Source organism: Salimicrobium album (genome assembly GCF_900107115.1).
GTDB lineage: Bacteria > Bacillota > Bacilli > Bacillales > Halobacillaceae > Salimicrobium > Salimicrobium album.
This window is the reverse complement of sequence record NZ_FNOS01000005.1, coordinates 19,163-37,009: the sequence shown is the minus strand read 5'-3', so window position 1 is coordinate 37,009 and position 17,847 is coordinate 19,163. Positions and strand designations below refer to the sequence as shown.

Annotated in this window: 17 protein-coding genes and 1 riboswitch; of the genes, 2 read left to right on the top strand and 15 right to left on the bottom strand. The window is 48.2% G+C overall.

What is annotated here, in order from left to right:
- Positions 1-21: 21 nt before the first annotated feature.
- Positions 22-453 carry a MarR family winged helix-turn-helix transcriptional regulator gene (locus BLU03_RS09830; RefSeq protein WP_093107495.1) on the bottom strand — a complete coding sequence of 144 codons (432 nt, stop codon included), beginning with the start codon at positions 451-453 and terminating at the stop codon, positions 22-24.
- A 136-nt stretch (positions 454-589) separates the two neighbouring features.
- Here BLU03_RS09830 and BLU03_RS09825 point away from each other — a divergent pair, with 136 nt between their 5' ends.
- Positions 590-1,816, top strand: coding sequence for an MFS transporter (locus BLU03_RS09825; RefSeq protein ID WP_093107493.1), 1,227 nt, complete (start codon positions 590-592; stop codon positions 1,814-1,816).
- A gap of 154 nt (positions 1,817-1,970) precedes the next feature.
- Positions 1,971-2,420 carry a DUF1569 domain-containing protein gene (locus BLU03_RS09820; protein ID WP_093107491.1) on the top strand — a complete coding sequence of 150 codons (450 nt, stop codon included), beginning with the start codon at positions 1,971-1,973 and terminating at the stop codon, positions 2,418-2,420.
- Between the two features lie 55 nt (positions 2,421-2,475).
- On the opposite strand, the gene BLU03_RS09815 is transcribed toward BLU03_RS09820, so the two are convergent.
- The 14 genes from BLU03_RS09815 to BLU03_RS09750 all read right to left on the bottom strand — a co-directional run bounded on the left by BLU03_RS09815 (position 2,476) and on the right by BLU03_RS09750 (position 17,539).
- Positions 2,476-2,910 carry a DUF4181 domain-containing protein gene (locus tag BLU03_RS09815; RefSeq protein WP_093107489.1) on the bottom strand — a complete coding sequence of 145 codons (435 nt, stop codon included), beginning with the start codon at positions 2,908-2,910 and terminating at the stop codon, positions 2,476-2,478.
- Between the two features lie 153 nt (positions 2,911-3,063).
- Positions 3,064-3,393: a 6-aminohexanoate hydrolase gene (locus BLU03_RS09810; protein ID WP_093107487.1), complete on the bottom strand. Its 330-nt coding sequence runs from the start codon at positions 3,391-3,393 to the stop codon at positions 3,064-3,066.
- Entirely contained in the window at positions 3,386-3,622 is a 237-nt protein-coding gene (locus BLU03_RS09805; protein ID WP_093107485.1) for a helix-turn-helix transcriptional regulator, read from the bottom strand. The genes BLU03_RS09810 and BLU03_RS09805 overlap by 8 nt, the downstream gene beginning before the upstream one ends.
- Positions 3,623-3,840: 218 nt before the next feature.
- Complete coding sequence (locus BLU03_RS09800; RefSeq protein ID WP_093107483.1) at positions 3,841-5,361, bottom strand: AbgT family transporter; 1,521 nt, start codon at positions 5,359-5,361, stop codon at positions 3,841-3,843.
- Positions 5,362-5,722: 361 nt separating this feature from the next.
- Positions 5,723-7,498 carry an SLC13 family permease gene (locus BLU03_RS09795; protein WP_093107833.1) on the bottom strand — a complete coding sequence of 592 codons (1,776 nt, stop codon included), beginning with the start codon at positions 7,496-7,498 and terminating at the stop codon, positions 5,723-5,725.
- A 28-nt stretch (positions 7,499-7,526) separates the two neighbouring features.
- A complete protein-coding gene (gene cysC, locus BLU03_RS09790) occupies positions 7,527-9,356 on the bottom strand; it encodes an adenylyl-sulfate kinase (protein ID WP_093107481.1) in 1,830 nt (609 codons plus the stop codon).
- Between the two features lies 1 nt (position 9,357).
- Positions 9,358-10,287, bottom strand: coding sequence for a sulfate adenylyltransferase subunit CysD (gene cysD / locus BLU03_RS09785; RefSeq protein ID WP_093107479.1), 930 nt, complete (start codon positions 10,285-10,287; stop codon positions 9,358-9,360).
- Complete coding sequence (cysI, locus tag BLU03_RS09780) at positions 10,284-11,999, bottom strand: assimilatory sulfite reductase (NADPH) hemoprotein subunit (protein ID WP_093107477.1); 1,716 nt, start codon at positions 11,997-11,999, stop codon at positions 10,284-10,286. Before cysI ends, cysD begins: the two co-directional genes overlap by 4 nt.
- A gap of 28 nt (positions 12,000-12,027) precedes the next feature.
- Positions 12,028-13,836, bottom strand: coding sequence for an assimilatory sulfite reductase (NADPH) flavoprotein subunit (locus tag BLU03_RS09775; protein ID WP_093107831.1), 1,809 nt, complete (start codon positions 13,834-13,836; stop codon positions 12,028-12,030).
- A gap of 19 nt (positions 13,837-13,855) precedes the next feature.
- Positions 13,856-14,668 carry a uroporphyrinogen-III synthase gene (locus BLU03_RS09770; protein ID WP_176765458.1) on the bottom strand — a complete coding sequence of 271 codons (813 nt, stop codon included), beginning with the start codon at positions 14,666-14,668 and terminating at the stop codon, positions 13,856-13,858.
- Entirely contained in the window at positions 14,665-15,276 is a 612-nt protein-coding gene (locus BLU03_RS09765) for an NAD(P)-binding protein (RefSeq protein WP_093107473.1), read from the bottom strand. The genes BLU03_RS09770 and BLU03_RS09765 overlap by 4 nt, the downstream gene beginning before the upstream one ends.
- Positions 15,251-16,033 (bottom strand): sirohydrochlorin chelatase, encoded by a 783-nt coding sequence (locus BLU03_RS09760; protein ID WP_093107471.1) that lies wholly within the window; start codon positions 16,031-16,033, stop codon positions 15,251-15,253. Before BLU03_RS09760 ends, BLU03_RS09765 begins: the two co-directional genes overlap by 26 nt.
- Before the next feature lies 1 nt (position 16,034).
- On the bottom strand, positions 16,035-16,802 hold the full coding sequence (gene cobA / locus BLU03_RS09755) for a uroporphyrinogen-III C-methyltransferase (protein WP_093107829.1): 768 nt from the start codon (positions 16,800-16,802) through the stop codon (positions 16,035-16,037).
- A 17-nt stretch (positions 16,803-16,819) separates the two neighbouring features.
- Entirely contained in the window at positions 16,820-17,539 is a 720-nt protein-coding gene (locus BLU03_RS09750) for a phosphoadenylyl-sulfate reductase (RefSeq protein WP_093107469.1), read from the bottom strand.
- 70 nt (positions 17,540-17,609) lie between these two features.
- Positions 17,610-17,699: riboswitch (SAM riboswitch) on the bottom strand.
- Between the last annotated feature and the right edge of the window lie 148 nt (positions 17,700-17,847).

The window sequence follows — 17,847 nt, the reverse complement described above, 5'->3', positions numbered from 1 at the left end:
CGAAAACAATCGATATCTCTATCACATATTCAGCCGCTTATTCGCCGTGTTGTTATATCGCTTGAGCAATCTTCCGAACGTCTCCTGTTCCTCTTCCGTCCATCCCTCGAGCATCTCGTTCAGACGCTGGAACCGTTCACGCCGATTGCTTTCGAGTTCTTCCGATCCGAGTTCGGTGATTTTGTAAAAATACGACCGTTTATCATCCGGATTCGGAAGTTTCTCTACGTAATTTTTCTCCACTAAGGAAGAAGCCTGGCGACTCACAGTAGAAATGTCCAACTGAAGGTGATTTGCCAGTGCTTTCACTCCGGCCGGACCGTATGTAGAGAGTTGTCTCAATAAAATATAAGCCGAGCGTTCCATTCGCCCTTCTCTCTGTTCCGTCATCACTATTCTTCGTACAAAATCTGTTATTTGTCTCTCGATCAATTCAACAGAGTCTTCCTTCATTCTGTACACCTCCCTCTGCCTGCTTTTTCGTTCAAGCATAACATATTCCCGCACTCGTCTTGACATGAAAAAGATTATAGTTGTATTATACAAGTTATTGATTGTACAATACAAACAGTTTAAAGGAGAATGCCTGATGTCTACAAAACCGAACCCGGTTCCTCCGATTACGATTACTGAAGAACCGGGTATTTTAAAACAACCGAAAGCCGTTTGGGCGGTCTTTTTCGCCTGTATCATCGCCTTTATGGGACTCGGCCTGGTAGATCCGATCCTTCCAGCCATTGCCACCCAGCTTGATGCGGCTCCAAGCGAAGTGACACTCCTGTTCACCAGCTACAATGCCGTCATGGCCGTGGCGATGCTTGTGACTGGAGTAATCACATCCCGGATCGGTATGAAAAAAACGCTTCTATCCGGTATTGTGATCATCGCCCTGTTTTCCGGACTCGGCGGACTGTCGAATGGCATCTGGGAGCTGATCTTCCTCCGTGGAGGCTGGGGTCTCGGCAACGCCTTGTTCGTAGCGACTGCCCTCACTGCCATCGTCACGCTTTCCAACAGCGGTAATGCTAAAGCAATTATTTTATACGAAGCAGCAATCGGCCTCGGCATCTCCGTCGGCCCACTTCTCGGTGGGTGGCTCGGTGCTATCTCCTGGAGAGGACCCTTTCTCGGTGTGGCCGTTCTCATGGTGATCGCTTTCGTCGGTCTTATGACAATGACGCCAAAAGCACCGGCGAGCAGTCAGGTAAACAATAAGAAAGCCTCACTCGTCGACCCGTTCCGTGCTTTAAAACACCGACCTTTATTCGTACTGGGCTTCACAGCTGCTCTCTATAATTACGGATTTTTCACCCTGTTGGCCTTTTCCCCGTTCGTCCTCGGACTGGACGAACACGGACTCGGAGTGGTTTTCCTCGGCTGGGGGATTTTACTTGCAGTTACATCCGTCTTTACAGCACCGAAACTTCAGAAGTGGTTCGGTACGGTCAAAGCTATAGCTCTAATGCTAGTACTTTTCGCACTAGCCTTGGCCGCAATGGGCATCTGGACATCTACCCAGTGGGTCGTCATCACTGCCGTCGTCATCGCCGGAGCTTTACTTGGCAACAACAACACGCTGATTACGACAGCCGTCATGAATTCCACCCCCGTCAACAGATCGACAGCATCCGCCGCCTACAGTTTTCTGCGCTTCCTTGGTGGTGCACTTGCCCCCTTCCTCGCAGGGAAATTGTCCGAAATCTATAATCCAAGCGTCCCTTTCTATACGGGTGCTACGGTTGTTCTTCTATCCGTGGTGTTTATACTGATGAATCAGAAGCATATTCATCATGTGGATGAAGCAGAAGGTCACTGAAGCTGATATTATCTGATAGCGAACGGATGCGTCATTTTTTTCACAAAACAGAGAGAAAATTCGTAGTGATAGGGTATAATAATGTTATCTCTGAATCATTATATTTATTCCTCATTCTGTGCTTTATATAAACAATGACGGAAGGTGGGTTCTGGTGAACAGCATTTTTGAAGCCGCACATGCAGATAAAATACTAAACCGTATAGATAAGTTAACCACTAATTCACAACCACTATGGGGAAAGATGAATGTATCGCAGATGCTCGCCCATTGCTCCTCTTTTCAGGATGTAGCAATGGGTTACTCAACCCCCTCAAGAAGCTGGTCAGGTATATTCTTCGGCAGATTTGCAAAACCCCTTTTTTATAACGACAAACCTTTGAGCCGAAATATGCCTACAATTCCTGATATATTGATCACCAGTCAAAAAGATTTTGAAACAGAGAAGGAAAATCTTAAAGAAAAACTGATAATATTTCAGAAAAAGGGCCCAACGGCTTGTACAGAGCGACCGCACCCTTTTTTCGGAAAGCTCACACCCGAGCAATGGGGGAAAGGGATATACAAGCATCTGGACCACCACTTGCAACAATTTGGTGTATAAGTACTTAGTTTATCAATAGCACGTACAAGCTATGGTTCGTTCTCTAACCGCCCGACTACATCAGCCCCCAGAAATTCGTCGTCGCTAATGTGACGTATAATATTATAGCGAACACGGTGTTACTGATTGTCACTTTATACGCGTTATGGTTTTCAGCATACTTATACTGCATGAAAGCTCTCACTATTTCCCCGATAAAAAGAAAGAATAAACCGATAAACCACGGCTGCAGAAACCAATACCACTCTAAAGGAGGTCTCGTTGAATTTATCGCAAACCCTGCCAATATACTGAAGATAGATAAACTTCTGAGGAACCAATCGATTTCTTTATGTCTTTCATTGACATAAGTATTGGTTAAGATTTTACCCCTTCTTACCTTCCACCATTTTCTCGCCACTGTACCGAAAGCGAATAACAGCAGGGAAAAGATAGCTATCAAAAGAAGTAATCTCCACCAGAAATCTGCCTCCAGGCCATAGGTATACATCCCGCCACTCCTTCAGCAAATAAATTTAGATACGTGTAACAGTTACCATTTTTCCAACATCCAACGATATTCCTTCCTTTTTACAGACCAAAAATCTAACGACGCTTCTCACAATGATTATTATAGATTTGTCGACCTCTCAAGTGCTTTTGATTAAGCAAAATCCTTTTTGTATAATGTCATCGCATAAATCGCCCCAATTAAAAATACGAACCCTTGGAGAAAAAGGAATATTTGGCGAAAATATTCAATATCACTGACAACAAATAAAATGAAGATAGCATTCATAATTAGTTGGGCCGAAAACATAAAGGAAAGGATTTTCAATTTAATCGTTTTTGTTCGTTCATCGGGTTCCCCGAATTTTTTCATAATGGAAAATAGTAACAACACCGAACCTATCGTAATTACTGTCGTTAATCCCACTACAATATTGAAGTTTTGCGAACTTTCCAGCATCCAATCATTTAACATATCAACCATCATCCTCATCCTTTCTTACATATGAAAATATTTCATCCACGTCCGCTTCAAAAAAATCGGCTATCCGAAAAGCTAAAATAAGAGACGGGGAATAATTATTCTTCTCCATAACAAATATAGTCTGCTTGGAGACGCCAACAGCATTTGCTAAATCCTGTTGTGTCATTCTTTTTAACACCCGGTATTCATACACCTTATTCTGAATGTGATCTTCAAACTTTTTCTTCAAGTTCAGCACCTTCCTCAATTAACTATACTTATATATTAAACTACAGTTATCTTTAAGTAAAGTAAAGTTATACAATATATATAAATAATTATATTTATCTAGCTAATAAGACCGCCAGCCCTTTTCCTAACGACAAAAAAACTCCGACCATCTTTTGTGATGATCGGAGTTTTTTGATGAAACCGGTTTGCATAACCTTCCATTATCCGATTGACTCACTAATAGTGAATAGGAGAACCTGGTCCGAGGTCTATGCCAAGCAGCATCCAGACGATTAGCATAATGGTCCACGATACAAGGAAGAAGATCGTGTACGGGAACATAACAGAAATCAGCGTTCCGATTCCCATGTTTTTATCGTATTTCTGAGCGAACGCAATGATGATAGCGAAATAAGTCATTAGAGGCGTAATGATATTCGTTGTGGAATCTGCCACACGATAGGCCATCTGCGTCAATTCAGGTGAATAGCCGAGCTGCATCAGGATCGGTACAAATACCGGTGCCATCATTGCCCATTTTGCAGACGCACTTCCTATAAACAGGTTGATAAAAGCGGCTACCAGAATAAATCCTAAGATTAGCGGAATCCCTGATAAGTTGGCCGATCCCAATAACTCCGCTCCGTACACACCGATCACAAGCCCCATATTCGTTTCCGAAAAGTAGGCTACGAATTGACCGGCAGTGAAAGCAAGTACAATGAACATCCCCATGGAAGCCATCGTTTCGGACAGCTGATTGGCGACGTCTTTATCATTCTTGATGTTTTTGACGGCAATACCGTAAAAGACTCCGGGAATAAAGAACAGAATAGTGATGACCGGCACGAGTGAGCTCATGAACGGTGACCGTATAATGCCCCCATCTTCCCCTCTTAAAGGAGCTCCGGATGGAAGAATCAATAGAGCGATAAGTACGGTCGCTATAACGACAGAGATACCTGCCCAAAGAAGCCCTTTCTTTTCTGCAGCATCCAGCCCTTCCAATTTTTCACGGAATTCGCCTTTGTATTCTCCGAGACGGGGTTCGACGATTTTCTCCGTAACCCATCCCCCTACAAACGTCAGCAGGAATACAGAAACGAAGATGAAATAGTAGTTCATCGCTATAGTCATAGTCTCCGCATAGGCGGGATCGATGATAGCTGCAGCATCAATCGTCAACTCTCCCAGTAATGGATCCGTCGCAGATAAGAACAGGTTGGCACTGAACCCTGCAGACACACCGGCAAATGCTCCGGCGAGTCCCGCTAACGGGTGACGGCCGAGCGCTGCGAAGATGACGGCACCGAGTGGAGGCAGCACTACATAACCGGCATCAGAAGCGACACTGGACATGATACCTGCGAACACAAGTCCGTATGTAATTAATGATTTAGGAACAGAGAGCACAAAGCCGCGCAGGCATGCACTGATTAACCCTGTTCTCTCGGCTATTCCGATCCCGAGCATCGTCACCAGCACAACCCCTAACGGAGCAAACCCGATAAAGTTCTCAGTCATACTGGAGAAAATATATTCAATACCATCCGCACTGAGAAGGTTGTTTACTTCAACCATTTTCCCTTCTTCCCCGGGATGCTCGACACTCAGCCCGAAACTGGAAACGATCGCAGACAGCACGACCACCAGTAGTGCCAGAATCGCAAACAGCGTAATCGGATGGGGCAGCTTGTTTCCTATGTATTCAATACCATCCAAACCTTTTTGAAACATTCCCTGGCGTTTTTCAGCCATTTCTATTTCCCCCTCTCTTGTTATATAGATAAAACCGGAAGTGAGCACTCCTGTTGAAAACGTTTTCATCTATTGCCATAGTTTTCAGTATAAAGCATACGGGAGACAAATGTAGGTGTTACTAAAAATACGTAAAATTGATATTATTCTGACAAGAATCAGAAAATATATAAAATTCCCTTTTTTTGTTAAATTTTTCTGATACCCCAACAAATATTGTAGAGCCAGTAAAAAGGAAGAAGCACCGAGTGATCGTCTCTCAGTGCTTCTTCCTTTTTGATTCGATAGACCGTTGTATGAAGGTAGGGAGCATGGTAAGTTATATCATTCATTCACTTAAAACCCTGTTAACACTAGAAATTTACGTATAGACTATATAAACTATTCCCACCGTTACAATCCCGGTAAGAAAAGTAAGGGGCATCCCGGCTCGCAGATAATCCCGGAAGCGGTAGCCTCCAGGACCGAAAACAATCAGGTTCGTCTGGTAACCAATTGGTGACAGGAAGCTTGCAGAAGCTGCTATCGCTACGAAGATCGCCATACCGAGCGGTTCCACCCCGATTTGTTCGGAAATCTGATAGGCGACAGGGAACACGATGACAGCTGCCGCATTATTCGTCACGATTTCTGTCAGAAGAGTAGTCATTCCATATAATACGACAAGCAGAAGGATGACTCCGTAGGGTTCCATAGCTTGCGTAAGCTCCTGTGCCATCCAGTCCGCCGCTTTTGATTCGATGATGACGTTACCTATTCCGAGGGCTCCCGCAATGAGGAGAAGCACCCGGAACTGGATCATCTCCCGTGCCTCTTCAGGGGAAACGAGGCGAAAAGCGAGCATCAGACCGACAGCCAGCGCCATCGCTTTGAAAATACTAAGAATTCCGCTGACGACACAAAGGACAGCTCCTATGAAAATGACCAGAGCACTCCACCCGGTACGATCATCTTCAAAAAATTTCTCTTTTCCTTCAGGAGATGTAACGTAAAAGTCACGATGTCTCTTCACACGTTGATCAAACGACTCGCCCGCGACCATCAGCAATACATCCCCCGCCTTCGGTTCGATTTCACCGATTTTCCCCTCTATCCGTTCTTCGTTACGATGGATGGCTACAACAGCCGCATCATAGGCTTCTCGAAATCGATTTTCTTTTACGGTACGCCCGAGCAGGGAGGATTGATGAGAGACCACCCCTTCTCTCAGTTTATTCGTCCCTTTCTTCAGATCGGCAACACTTAAATCTGTGCCTGTATCAACGACCAACCCTCGGCGTTTTCCAAGTTCAGCAATCGATGAAATGACCCCTGTGAAAAAGAGTCGATCTCCGTTGTAAATCTCGGTATCTCCGGAAACGGGAGAGATTCTCTCTTTCCCGCGTCTGATTTCTATCAGGTATAAACCTTCTAGATTACGGAGGCCTGCTTCTTTTACTGTTTTCCCGACGTGCGGAAAATCCGCCTGGATCCGAAGTTCACTCAGGAAGTCTCTCGGACGCTCTTCCTCTTCTCCCTCTCCTCTCCCGTACCCAGGGAGCAGACGCGGGGCGAAAAGAAGAAGATAAATAAGCCCGACCACCGTAATCGGAAGTCCTACAATCAGAAGCTCGAAGAAACGAAAGCCCTGTTCCCCGAAGTCAAGCAACAGCCCGTGGATCACAAGGTTCGTCGATGTCCCCATCAGTGTCATTGTTCCACCCAGGATGGTCGCATACGACATGGGCAGAAGAAATTTGGAAGGGGATAACTTATGGACTTCGCACCATTTCCGGACGACCGGTGTAAGCGTGACGACGAGCGGGGTATTGTTCAGAAATCCTGACATGCCGGCCAAGGGAATCAGCAGACGTCCTCTGGCTTCCTCTTCTGATGCTGCACCTGAAAGGATTCGAGAAACGAGCTTCTCCGCAAGTCCGCTTTTTTCGAACACTCCCCCGATAATGAACAACAGCCCGATCGTCAGCATTCCCTGGTTGGAAAAACCTGCAAGCCCCTCTTCCGGAGAAATGAAACCGAACACGATGAACACGAAGAGCGTCGTGAGTACCAGCAGCTCCGGCCGTACCACGTCCATAACAAGACCGATCAGCATCAGCCCGACAATTCCTAAAACCATCCCCATCTCCATCGTCATATACATCTTGGCCCCTTTTACCTTTTCATTACGGCTGACCCAGGTACCTTCTGATTTCTTTCAGCACGTAGTCTGTCGCTTCTTCAAGCGAAAGATCGGTTGTATCGACTTCTACGTCCGGATCCGCCGGTGCCTCATAAGGAGCAGTCACGCCCGTGAAACCGGAAATCTTACCTTTTCTCGCCTTTTGGTATAATCCTTTTACGTCCCTCTCTTCGCAAACCTCCAGAGGTGTATTGACAAAAATTTCGATAAATCCTTCTCCGATGACCCTCTTCGCTTTCTCTCTGTCCGTCTGATACGGGGAGATGAAAGAGGTGAGCGTAATCAGGCCGGCATCGTTCATAAGACGCGATACTTCCGCTATCCGGCGGATATTTTCGAAACGGTCTCCTGCATTGAAACCCAGATCTCCGTTCAATCCGTGTCGGACGTTGTCTCCGTCCAAAAGCATCGTATGGTACCCCTCGCGGAAAAGTCTCGCTTCCACTTCAATCGCAAGAGTCGATTTCCCGGACCCCGACAGGCCGGTGAACCAGAGAGTGATCGGCTTCTGCCCTTTCTGACCGGCTCGGAATTCCCGGGTAATCGACGTATCTTCCCAAACGGTATTCGGAGACTTGGTCATCGTCTCCTCGATGACACCACTTGCCGCCGTGCTGTTCGTCACGCGGTCGATTAGAATGAATGCCCCCAATGTCTCATTATTTCGGAAGCTGTCGAACACACTCTTCTCCGCCGTAACCACCTCCACAGTAAGCAGCTCATTCTTCACTCCGCGAGATACATCCACCTGGTCCCCGGTGTTGATATCCGTTTTATGATGAATAGCGGCTACTGTACCCGGAATCGTCTTGGTACCAGCTTTCACGAGAAAGTTTTTCCCTTCCCTCAGCGGTTCATCGTCCATCCAGAGAAGACTCGCAGTGAAGCGGTCCGTAACCGGAAGATCTGAATCAGTGAGCACGTTTCCGCGAGATACATCCACTTCCCTGTCCAGTTGCACGGTCACCGGCTGTCCGGTATCTCCCCAGTTCACTTCCCGATCGGTCACGAGAAAGTTTTTGACGGTTGCCCGTTCTCTGCTCGGTAATGCCAGGACTTCATCTCCCGGATGGATTCGACCGGACTCGATCTGTCCCTGAAATCCACGGAAGTGGTGCCCCGGTCGGGAGACCCGCTGTACCGGCATGATGAAAGGCGCTTCCTCTTCTTCTTTTGTAACGTCGGCATGCTCGAGATATGTAAGCAATGGCGGTCCATCATACCAGGGTGTATTCGTGGAATTCGATGTAATATTGTCCCCTTCCGTGGCGGATACGGGAATCACCGTCGTCTCTACGTCCACAAAAGAAGAGATGAGTGTTTCGAAGTCACGATTGATTTTCCTGAACGCATCTTCGTCATAGTCGATGAGGTCCATTTTATTGACGGCCAAAACCATATGACGGATCCCCATGAGAGAGCAGATTCTCGCATGACGTTTCGTCTGAGTGATGACCCCTTTCGTCGCATCGACAAGGATGACCGCAAGATCCGCAAAAGAAGCTCCTACCGCCATGTTTCTCGTGTACTGTTCATGCCCCGGCGTATCGGCTACGATGAACGAACGGGCATCCGTCGTAAAATATCGGTAAGCCACATCGATCGTTATCCCCTGCTCCCGTTCAGCCATCAGCCCGTCAAGAAGCAGAGAATAGTCGATATCTCCTCCCCGGCTTCCGACTTTGCTGTCGAGCTCGAGCGCCTTCTCCTGATCGGCGAATAGTAGCTTCGCCTCATATAACATGTGACCGATGAGCGTGGACTTACCGTCATCCACGCTCCCGCACGTAATGAATTTCAACAGACTTTCCATACTAGAAGTACCCCTCTCTCTTCCGACGTTCCATGCTTCCGGCCGCTTCCTGGTCGATCACCCGGCTGGTCCGTTCCGATGATACTGCTCCGAGCGTTTCCTCGATGATTTCATCCAATGTTTCCGCTTCCGATTCCACCCCGCCGGTCAGCGGATAACACCCGAGCGTACGGAAACGGACTTTGCGATGGACAACCTTCTCTCCCGGCTCGAAACGCATCCGGTCATCATCGACCATCACGATGTTGTCTTCGCGATAGACCACCGGACGTTCTTTCGCATAATAAAGCGGAACGATATCGATATTTTCCTTTCGGATATACTGCCAAATATCCTTCTCCGTCCAATTGGATAAAGGGAAGACGCGCATGCTTTCCCCTTTATTGATCCGCGTATTATACAGCTTCCACATCTCCGGCTTCTGATTCTTCGGGTCCCAGGCGTGGTTCTTGTTACGGAACGAAAACACCCGTTCTTTGGCACGTGACTTCTCCTCGTCCCTGCGTCCCCCACCGAAGGCAGCATCGAACCCGTACTTATCGAGTCCTTCTTTCAGTGCCTGGGTTTTCATGATGTCCGTATAATTCGCTCCGTGGTCGAACGGATTGATCCCTTCCTTCGCTGCCTGTTCATTGGTATGAACAATCATGTCGATGCCGAGCTCTCTCGCTTTCCTGTCCCGAAACTCGATCATTTCTTTGAATTTCCACGTCGTGTCGATATGCATGAACGGGAAGGGAGGCTTTTCGGGATAAAAAGCCTTCATCGCAAGGTGAAGCATCACTGAGCTGTCTTTGCCGATCGAATACAGCATGACCGGATTCTCGCACTCTGCAGCCACTTCCCGGATGATATAGATGGCTTCTGCCTCGAGCCGATCCAGGTGCGTAAGCCCGGCTCCCTGTTTTTTCTCTTCCGTGTTCACCTTCATACGTTCACCTCCGAATGAAAATCGAGACCTGACTGCACAGCTTTTACATGCCCGGCCCGAATAACGAAATCGCCGAAATGTTCTCCTTCTTCTCTTTCCGTCGCGTATTCGATGAAGAGAGGACGGAGTGTATCAAGAATCTCTCCTTCTCCGATGTTTTCGCGGTATAGTCGATTCAATCTGTTTCCTGTGAATCCTCCACCAAGGTACATGTTGTATTTGCCCGGCGCTTTGCCGATGAACGCGATTTCCGCGAGAGCCGGCCTGGAGCAGCCATTTGGGCAGCCGGACATCCGTATGACGATTTCTTCCTCCCGGAGACCCGCTTCGTCCAGAATATCTTCGAGCTTATCGACGAGCGTCGGAAGGTATCTCTCTGACTCCGCCATCGCAAGCCCACATGTCGGCATTGCAACACAGGCCATCGAATTCCTTCTGAGCGCCGAATGGGACCTGCCATCCGTCAAACCGTACTTTTCAATCAGTGCTTCAATCTCTTCTTTTTTCGCATCCGTCACCCTTGCGATGACGAGATTCTGGTTCGGACTCAGCCGGAACTCCCCTTCATGGACTTTGGCAATTTCTCGGAGACCAGTCATGAGGGGATAATTGTCTTCATCTTTAATCCGGCCGTTCTGGACGAACAGAGTGAAGTGCCATTCGCCGTTCCCCTCGATCCAGCCATACCGATCCCCGTTATGATCGAAGTGGAAGTCACGCTCTTCCTCGAGTTCATAGCCGAGGCGCTGTTCGAGCTCTTCTTTTACCCACGGGAGACCACGCTTATCGATGGTATATTTGAATCTTGCATTCTTCCGATCGGACCGGTTTCCGTAATCGCGCTGGATGGTGATAATTTTCTCTGCCACGTCTACGATATTTTCAGGCTTGCAGAAGCCGATGACGCGAGCAAGCTGAGGATACGTGTTCGTATCCCCGTGTGTCATGCCCATCCCGCCCCCGACGGCAACGTTGAATCCGAGCAGCCTCCCATTTTCTACGATAGCGATGAATCCGAGGTCTTGCGAATAGACATCCACGTCATTCGATGGAGGCACGGCGATCCCAATCTTGAACTTCCTCGGAAGATAGAATTTCCCGTACATCGGTTCGATCTCTTCTTCCGACCTGGTGTCGACAATTTTTTCTTCATCCAGCCATATTTCATGATACGCATTGGTACGGGGGGATAAGTAATCGCTCAATTCTTTTGACCATTCGTACACTTCCCCGTGTACCTCCGACTGGTAAGGGTTGGCACCGGCCATCACGTTCCTGTTCACATCTCCGCAGGCTGCGAGTGTATCCATAAGCGCCTCATTGATTTCTTGGATTTGAGGCTTCATTTTCCATTTCAGTACCCCATGTGTCTGAAACGCCTGTCGCGTTGTAAGCTTGAGCGTCTCATTTCCATATTTATTCGCTATGTCATCCATGACGAGCCACTGTTCCGGTGTCGCCACCCCTCCTGGAGCCCGAACTCTCGTCATAAACTGATAGGCAGGCTCGAGTTTCTGCTGTTTCCTTTCCAGACGAAGATCACGGTCATCCTGCATATAGCTGCCGTGGAACTTCAGTATTTTTGCATCCCCTTCTGGAATACTCGCCGTCAACGGTTCTTGAAAGCTCTCGACGAGGGACCCTCTCAAGTAATCACTTTTTTCCTTCAGTTTTTCCATTTCGCTTGGTGGTCCCGGCTGTTTATCGGTCATATCTCTCTCCCCTTCTTTCTACAGCGGTTCAGTACACGTCCCGCAGGTATCGTTTTTCTGTTCGTAGTGCTTTTATATAATCAGACGCTTCCTCAGAAGAGAGACTCCCTTCCGATGCCACGATTTCTGTAAGTGTCCGCTCCACATCCTTCGCCATTCGGGATTCATCGCCGCATACGTATACATACGCGCCATCTTGAAGCCAGCGGAACACTTCTTTTCGCTGCTCCCACAAACGGTTCTGCACGTAAATTTTCTCCGAAGTGTCCCTCGAGAAAGCAACATCCATCCGGCTGAGCAGGCCGTCTTTTTTCCAACGCTGCCATTCCGTCTGATAAAGAAAATCGGTAACGAAGTGTTGCTCTCCGAAAAAGAGCCAGTTCTCTCCCTCGTCTTCCCTTTCTTCGCGTTCTTCGAGAAATGCCCGGTACGGAGCTACGCCGGTACCAGCTCCGATCATGATGACCTTTGAATCGCCTGATTCTGGCAGGCGGAAATTACGGTTTTTTTGGACAAAGACAGGCAGTGTACTCCCTGCTTCCGCCCGCTCTGCACATTGTACCGAGCAGACGCCGTTGCGCTGACGACCGTTCGCTTCATAGCGCAAAGCTCCGATCGTCAGGTGGACTTCATCCGGATTCGCAGAGCTGCTACTGGCAATCGAATAAAGACGAGCGGGAAGTTTGCGAAGAATCGCTAGGAATTCTTCGGCTGGTACGTTCCACGGGCCGAAATCGCGGACAAAATCCAGTAAGTCGCGTCCGTAGATATAGGATTTCACTGCCTCCGTGTCTTCGATGAGCGTTTTCAGGTCCTCGTTTTCCGTCAGGGAAGAGGCTTTTTCAAGCAGCGGCTTCGTCAGCACGGTCGTTTCGTAGACGGACAGGAGCGCTTCCCGCACCGAACGGATTTCTCCATCTTTCGTTATGGTGACCGACGTTCCCCCGTCCCAGCCCATTTCCTGGATCAGTTCATCCGTGAGCGTCTCCTCATTTTCCGGTAAAATACCGATACTGTCGCCCGGCTCGTAGTCGAGTCCCGAGCCTTCTAAATCCAACTCGATGTGGCGGATTTCCTTGTTAGATCCACGCCCGTTCAGGTTGATATTCTCGAGTATCTCCGCCCGGAACGGATTCGCTTTGGAGTAGACGGGGCCGACCACCGTTTCCTTCGCCTCCATCACACCTTCAACCTGAGCGGAGGGGCTCTGTTCCTCGAGCTTTTCCAGCACCCCTTCCTTCCATGTTTCTGCCGGCTCTTCAAAGTCGAGATCGCAGTCTACCCTTTCATACAAGCGCTCTGCGCCCAGCTCTTCAAGCCTCGCATCGATGTCTTTTCCTGTCTGGCAAAAGAACTCATACGAACTATCTCCAAGAGCAAGTACGGAGTACCGCACGTCTTTCAATTCCGGCGCGCGTTTACTGAAGAGGAACTCATAAAAGGTCATAGCATTATCCGGCGGGTCTCCATCTCCGTGCGTACTCGTCAGCACGAGTAGGTCCTCCGTTTTCTTCAGGTTCTTCGTCTTGAAATCATCCATGGAAGAGACCGTCACCTGGAAATCTTTTTCCTTCAGGTTCTTTGATAATTGCTCTGCAAGTTCTTCACAGTTCCCGGTATGGGAGCCGTACAGAACCGTGATCGTCCGCTTTGCTGCCTCCGTCTTTTCAAATTCTCCTCCTGATTGTGAGACCGGTGTCTTCGGTGCAAGAGCCGGGGCACTCGCCAGGTAACCACTCAGCCAAATTTTCTGATTTTCCGTCATCGAAGACAGCAGCTGATTCAAAAGGTCGGCCTGTTTTTCATTGAACGGGCTGTTCATCACTTTCAGTTGCACCGTCTTCTCCTCCTGATTGTCATGCATGTTTCTCTTCCCCCTTGTCATTTCTTGCATCAAAGTAGCGGGCCATCTCTACAACCATCGCTCCCATTTTCTGATTTTGCGGGTACAGTACTTCCTGCACATCGAAATTCCTGAGTTCCTCTGCCGTCACCTTTCCTGTGGCGACTGCTTTCACTCTATTATTCAGTGAACGGACAAGCCGGTCGTCTGCTTCTTCTTCAAACAAATTTCTTACCTGCGTTTTGCTGGTGAACAGGACAGCCTGGACTTCAGCATTCGTAATTCTTTTGATTAACGTCTTCCTGATATCTATTGAAGGTCGTTTGTATTCATAAGGACGGGAGAGGTACACGTAGGAAAAAGACTTCTCGAATGATTCTTTCCATGAGGCATCATCGACGCTGTATGCCTGAAGAAAGGCTGTTTCCCGTTCTTTTTCAAGCTTCTCCATCAGCCCTTTCATCGTCCCATCTTCAGAGACGACTTCAGCCGTAAGTTCATGTTCAAGGAGCCACCCGAGCGCCTTTTTACCGCGGATGGCGAGCTTCGCATTCTGCAATTTTTCAAGGAAGGCATCACGCATCCCTTCTTGCTGTGCTGCCTCTTTGAGGGTTCGCACACCGATGCCTGTCGTTAAAATGATCCATTCGAAATCTTCTTCCAACAAAGTGTGCACGTCTCTGATACTCCGCTTTTCATGCAGTTGCTGTTCTCCCTGAAGGGGCGTATATACAGGAGTACCACCGAAATTTTCAATGAGCGCTCCCATTTCTTTGCTACGCCTGTCAGCCGCTATTGCTATTCTTTTTCCATTCAAGCTGTTCACTCGATCCCCTCCAACCATGCGACCATACGAGCCTGCTCTTTTTCCTCTTCGTATTCTTCATCGAGCAGCTTTTTGATCGCTTCTTTCTTCTTTTCCTTTGAGAGACCGGATGTTTTAATTGTCGTTCGGCAAACGTGCAAAAAGTCGAGGTAAGCGCCATAATCTTCGTCATAATCTTCTTCGAGACGGCTCTTGATACGCGCGGCAAGAGCCGGACTAGCACCGCCGGTGGATACGGCAATGGACAATCGGCCGCGGGAGAAGTGAGCAGGGAAGTGTATGTTCCCGGCATCTGCTTCTCCGGCAATATTTACAAGCGGCACATTTTCTCCAGCTTTCTTCACTTCTTCATCCACCTGCCGATTACCGGTAGCAGCTATTAAGAGAAACACCCCTTCTATATCCCTTGGCTCAAACGTTCTTCGTTTCCAATAAAAACGTTCTTCTCCCGCCAGATACTCTAGGTCCGGCGTTACTTCGGGACTCACTATCGTAATCGAAGCTTCTGCATCCAGAAGTTTTTTCGCCCGTTTTTCAGCGACAGGACCTCCTCCTACAATGACGACCATCTTCCCCTTCATGTCAACGGTGAGCGGCAGATGACTCATGGTCTGTGCCCTCCTCTATCAAGGGAGCATACGGTTCTTTTACCAAAGCTTCCTGCACCCGGCGCCGGAGGAGTTCGATGATGAAGGGGTGGTTATCGAGGTAATGAGCTGTGTGAACATTACAACCTTCCTCTTTCAACGTCTCCACTTCCTTTTCGATGTGACGAATCAGTCTGCCGGTAAACCAGAGACAGGGGAGTACGATAAGGCCTACCGGATACTTTTTAACTGCGTCCGCCAGCCCCTGTTCAAACGTCGGTTCCAGGACAGCAAGATAGCAAACCTCCCCATGCCTGCTCCCGGTTTTCGCTACCAGGCGTTCCCTGATGGTTTCCATCGCCTGTACCGTTGCAGGATTCCTGCTTCCTCTTGCTACAAGAAGAAATCCATCCGTCGATCCTTTTTCGCTGAACCTGTCGGCGAGTGCATCAATCAAAGCCTCCTGTACACCTAGAGGTTCTCCGTATGTAAAGGTGACATTCGGATATTTCTTCTGAAGATTCGCCAATTCATCAGGAATATCTGAATAATAGTGACCGGCACTGAATAGAAGCATGGGAACAATAGCTATCCGCTCTGCACCTTCCGCTATCAGTTCCCAGGTCCCTTCTTCGATGCTGGGAGAAGCGATCTCCAAGTAGCACAGCTTGTGAAGCGCAATATCAATACCCTTGTGCGCTTCTTCCACGACCCGCTCCACTTCCGCCTTCGTCTCCTCGATTCTACTTCCGTGACTGACATATAATACTCCCTGCATCTTATCCTGAGACCTCCATTTCTTTCGCTTCCGGGAGCTTTTCGAACCACTGGATGGATTCCCTGCACCGAACCACCTCTCCGACGACAATCATGGCCGGATTTTTTATGTGTTCCGCCTTTTCTACAATCGTGTCGATCTCTCCTGTAACTGTCTCCTGCCATTCCGTCGTTCCCCAACCGACCAGAGCAATCGGCGTCGTACCTGGTCTTCCATGACGGAGGAGCCTTTCACAAATATCCGGCAGTTTCCGCACGCCCATGTAAATGCAGAGAGTATCCATACTTTTCACGACATGTTCCCAGTACACTTCATCCTCCATCCCGAGTTTGCTTACGCCTGAGATAAATGCGACCGAAGAACTGTGCTCTCTATGAGTGACTGGAATTCCCGCGTAAGCTGGAGCTGCAATACCTGCGGTGATGCCTGGTACGATTTCAAAAGGGATACCGCGTGCGGCCAACACTTCCGCTTCTTCCCCGCCACGTCCGAATACGAATGGATCACCGCCTTTCAGCCTGGTGACTGTCAGCCCTTGTGCATGGAAATCACAAAGCAGCGTGTTGATCTCTTCCTGTGTCAATGAATGATGATCCGGACTCTTTCCGCAGTAGACAAGACGGGTATCGCTACCTGCTTCTTCCAGCAGATCCTGGTTCACGAGCCGATCGTACAAAAGCACGTTTGCCTGCTGGATCGCCTTTAATCCCTTGATAGTGATCAGATCCGCGTCTCCTGGACCTGCACCTACGATATAAACTTTACTCATTTCCCCACTCTCCCTCATCACGATTGACCGCCTGTATGGAGTCCACACTCCGTTTTCTCCATCCCTTTCCATCTACCATCACGACCTCCACTTTCCGCTTTAAATGTGCACGGAATGCATCCGATACTCGGATACCCTTCGTCATGTAAACCATTGTAATCCAACCTATTTAATCGGATATAAGACCAAACGTCATCCCACGTCCAGTGAATAAGGGGACATACCTTTATCGATTGGAAACGCTCATCTTTGTTGACGAAGTCCGTATTGCCTCTACTGAGCGACTGCTCTCTTCTCAGCCCTGACACCCACGCCTCTGCTCCATCAAGAGCTTCTTCGAGAGGTTTGATTTTACGGATAAAGCAGCACTGATCCGGGTTTCTTTTCCAAAGAGCGGACCCGTGTTCCTCCGCTTGTTCCTCCAGTGTCAGTTCCGGCTTTTTCAATTCGATTTGAAGCGCCGGATATCTCTTCTTCACTTTTTCGATAAGGTCATATGTCTCCTGAAAGTGTATACCGGTATCGAGAAATACGATTTTTGCATCCTTTTTCACTTTTTCGATCAGATCTATGAGCACGATCCCCTCCGCTCCAAAACTGCAGGCATACGTGATAGAGTCATACTCTTCGTAAGCCCATCGGAGAACCTCGAGAGCTCCTTTTGTTTGATCATCAGCGGATAGATCACTGAACGGATCTCCAGTGAAATTGTCATAGGTAACGGCTGTATTAGTCATAGTCGACCCCTTTCTATAAAAAACCTCTCTTCCAAATAAGAAGAGAGGTTTAGAAATCATTCATCCCACTCTCTTATCTTTCTTGGAATTGGCACAGTCTCTACATGAGCCGCTGCCGAAGCTTCATCGGGCCAAGCCCCTCCACCTCTCTCGATAAGATATGCACTTAAAGCATATAATGTTTATAAAACTTACCTATTTACTATGTTTTAATTAAGATAACACGATAAATTCCTCCACACAACCTAAAATTTGAAAATTTATGAAATAAAAAAACGAGTTAATAGAACCATGGATGACTAATAAAA